Source organism: Streptomyces niphimycinicus (assembly GCF_018883605.1).
In the GTDB taxonomy this organism is placed as follows: Bacteria; Actinomycetota; Actinomycetes; order Streptomycetales; family Streptomycetaceae; genus Streptomyces; species Streptomyces niphimycinicus.
Map to the genome: position 1 here is coordinate 1 of NZ_JAHLEM010000142.1, position 3,701 is coordinate 3,701.

General features: G+C 71.2%; 2 protein-coding genes and 1 pseudogene. All 3 read right to left on the reverse strand.

The annotated features are described in order from the left end of the window. Positions 1 to 485: pseudogene (locus KN815_RS14670) on the reverse strand (ribonuclease E/G); the annotation flags it as partial. Between the two features lie 222 nt (positions 486 to 707). Beyond that, a complete protein-coding gene (locus KN815_RS14675; RefSeq protein WP_216342389.1) occupies positions 708 to 1,484 on the reverse strand; it encodes a TIGR03936 family radical SAM-associated protein in 777 nt (258 codons plus the stop codon). A 149-nt stretch (positions 1,485 to 1,633) separates the two neighbouring features. Then, positions 1,634 to 3,556 carry a TIGR03960 family B12-binding radical SAM protein gene (locus KN815_RS14680; protein ID WP_216342390.1) on the reverse strand — a complete coding sequence of 641 codons (1,923 nt, stop codon included), beginning with the start codon at positions 3,554 to 3,556 and terminating at the stop codon, positions 1,634 to 1,636. Positions 3,557 to 3,701 lie beyond the last annotated feature (145 nt).

The window sequence follows — 3,701 nt, forward strand, 5'->3', positions numbered from 1 at the left end:
TCCACCGCGGGCTCGGCAGCGGGCTCGGCGGCGGCCTGGGGCTCCTCGCCACCACGGCCGGCATCGGCCGTCACCACGGTCTCCGCGGCCTCCGGCGAACCCGCCGGAGCCGTCGCCTTGCGCGCCACCCGGCGCCGCGTACGGGCGGGCGGAGCGGCGGATTCGGCCTCGGACCCGGACGCGGATCCGCTCGCGGTGACCGCAGTGACCGCGGCGGCACCGGCGGCCACGGGCTCGGAAGCCGCCTCGGACGCGGCGATGGCAACGATCTGATCAGCCGGTATGGCCGGCGACGAGGCCGTGGTGACCTCGGCGCCGCTCACCCCGCCGACCGGCGGTCCGGCCGGGCGGGAGGCCGCACGGCGGCGGCGCGGCGGCAGGGTGTCGCTGGGCGTGCTCTCGATGGGATCCCCGGGCGCCGCGGCACGCGGCGCGGACGGCTCAAGGGGCTGGACAGGTTGGGTCGGCTCAATTGGTTCGAGCATGCGGGCGTTTCTCCCGTCACGCTCCCGGGCGCCGCGCCTGCCTCCGGCCGGCAACCCGCGCACTGTGCGCGTGTGCCGCCGCCCGGGGCGCGGTCGCCGCACGGGAGCTGTCGTCTCGCTCACCGGGACCGAATGTGTCGGGACCGGCGAAAGTCTCCTGGTCAGTGCGCCAGCCGGACCCGGGTGGCTCCCAAGTGCATCGGCGGCGCATCGACGGCGGCCCTACGCGGAACCTCCCGGCGCCATCGCGGCGGTCAGCTCGGCGGCCGTGGTTGGGGCGGCCTGAACTGCCTCGCGATCGGGCGCGAGCGGGTCGGTCACCGTGCCGGACTCCTCATCGAGCAGCCCCTGCGCCAGCCTGGTCACCGCTGCGGGGACCGGCGGCGCCAGGTCGGCCGTAGCGCGGAGACCGGACAGGACGTCGTCGGGTCGCACGGCAGGTGTCAGATGCCGTACCACCAGCCGCAGTATCGCACAGCCAGCGTCTCCGGGCCTATCGGCCCGAGGCGGAAGCACCTCCAGCCGGGCCACCGCCGCACGGGCGTCGAAGGTTCGCAACCCATTTTTCGTCCGGCGCTCCACCTCGACCGTGTCGGCCTCGAGGAAGGCGGCGGCGGCACGCTCGGCGTCCGCCTGGGCGACCTGGTCCAGCCGGATCTCCCATACGGACGCCTGTAGCCGGTCGGCCAGTCCCGAGGTGCGGGCCTCCACGGACTCGATCACATCGAGCCCCTCGGGCAGCGACTCGTCGAGCAGCGCCCGGAGCTTCTCGGGGTCGCGCGCCTCGGCCAACTGGATCTCCAGGTACTCCGCCTCGCTGCCGGTGCCGGTGGGTGCGGCATTGGCGTAGGACACCTTCGGATGCGGGCTGAAGCCCGCCGAGTAGGCCATCGGCACCTCGGCGCGGCGCAGCGCCCGCTCGAAGGCGCGCTGGAAGTCGCGGTGGCTGGTGAACCGGAGGCGGCCGCGCTTGGTGTAACGCAAACGGATGCGCTGCACCGCGGGAGCGGGCGGCGGGCCTTCGGGCTGTCGCTTGCCCAGGGGACTGTCTCCTTGTACTTCCTTGCGGTCGAGCACCAGGGCCGCGGGGCCCCGGTCTCTTCCAGCCTACTTTGTGGGCACCCCGGTGGCGGAGGGCCGCCGGGCGGCTACTTCACCGACAGCGGCAGCAGCTTGCGGCCGGTGGGGCCGATCTGGATCTCGGTCTGCATCTGCGGGCAGACGCCGCAGTCGAAGCAGGGGGTCCAGCGGCAGTCCTCGACCTCGGTCTCGTCGAGCGAGTCCTGCCAGTCCTCCCACAGCCAGTCCTTGTCGAGGCCCGAGTCGAGGTGGTCCCAGGGCAGGACCTCCTCGTAGCCGCGCTCGCGCGTGGTGTACCAGTCGAGGTCGAGGCCGAACTGGGGCAGGGCCCGCTCGGCGCACTCCATCCACCGGTCGTACGAGAAGTGCTCACGCCAGCCGTCGAAGCGGCCGCCGTCCTCGTAGACGGCTCGGATGACCGCGCCCACCCGGCGGTCGCCGCGCGAGAGCAGACCTTCGACGATGCCGGGCTTGCCGTCGTGGTAGCGGAAGCCGATCGAGCGGCCGTACTTCTTGTCGCCGCGGATCTTTTCGCGCAGCTTCTCCAGCCGGGCGTCGGTCTCCTCGGCGCTGAGCTGCGGGGCCCACTGGAAGGGGGTGTGCGGCTTGGGGACGAAACCGCCGATCGAGACGGTGCAGCGGATGTCGTTCTTGCCGGACACCTCGCGGCCCTTGGCGATGACCTTGGTCGCCATGTCGGCGATCTGTAGCACATCGTCGTCGGTCTCGGTGGGCAGCCCGCACATGAAGTACAGCTTCACCTGCCGCCAGCCGTTGCCGTACGCGGTGGCCACCGTACGGATGAGGTCCTCTTCCGAGACCATCTTGTTGATGACCTTACGGATGCGCTCACTGCCGCCCTCGGGGGCGAAGGTGAGGCCCGAGCGGCGCCCGTTGCGGGTCAGCTCGTTGGCGAGGTCGATGTTGAAGGCGTCCACCCGGGTCGACGGGAGGGACAGGCCGATCTTGTCCTTCTCGTACCGGTCGGCGAGGCCCTTGGCGACATCGCCGATCTCGGTGTGGTCGGCGGAGGAGAGCGACAGCAGGCCGACCTCCTCGAAACCGGTGGCCTTCAGCCCCTTGTCGACCATTTCGCCGATCCCGGTGATCGACCGCTCGCGCACCGGGCGGGTGATCATGCCCGCCTGGCAGAAGCGGCAGCCGCGGGTGCAGCCGCGGAAGATCTCCACCGACATCCGCTCATGGACGGTCTCGGCCAGCGGCACCAGCGGCTGCTTCGGGTAGGGCCACTCGTCGAGGTCCATGACGGTGTGCTTGGACACCCGCCACGGCACGCCCGAGCGGTTCGGCACGACGCGCGCGATCCGCCCGTCGGCCAGATACTCCACGTCGTAGAACCGCGGGACGTAGACGCTGCCGGTGCGGGCGAGACGGAAGAGCAGCTCATCGCGGCCGCCCGGGCGGCCCTCGGCCTTCCAGGCGCGGAGGATCCCGGTCATGTCGAGCACGGCCTGCTCGCCGTCGCCGATCACCGCACAGTCGATGAAGTCGGCGACCGGCTCCGGGTTGAACGCGGCATGGCCGCCCGCGACCACCACGGGGTGGTCCTCGGTGCGGTCCACGGCGTCCAGCGGGATGCCCGCGAGGTCGAGCGCGGTGAGCAGGTTGGTGTACCCCAGCTCGGTGGAGAAGGAGACGCCGAGGAAGTCGAACGCGGACACCGGGCGGTGCGAATCCACGGTGAACTGCGGCACGTTGTGCTCGCGCATCAGCTCCTCGAGGTCCGGCCACACGCTGTAGGTGCGCTCGGCGAGCACACCCTCGCGCTCGTTGAGGACCTCGTAAAGGATCATGACGCCCTGGTTGGGGAGACCGACCTCGTAGGCGTCGGGGTACATGAGCGACCAGCGGACGTCGCAGCTCTCCCACGGCTTGACAGTGGAATTGAGCTCGCCACCTACGTACTGGATGGGCTTCTGCACATGCGGCAGCAGGGCCTCGAGCTGTGGGAAGACCGACTCGACAGACATCGCGGACTTTCGTGAAGCTGACAGGGGTGACCCTCTAGCCTACCCGCCGCGCTGGGACTCCCTCGCCACGGAGCTACGCCGCCAGGGCCGCCCGGTGCTTCTTACGGGAGACATCCGCCCACAGACCGGGCAGCTCACGCTCGCG

Coding starts and splice junctions, on each gene's coding strand:
- KN815_RS14680 (WP_216342390.1), bottom strand. CDS start 3,556: ATGTCTGTCGAGTCGGTCTTCCCACAGCTCGAGGCCCTGCTGCCGCAT.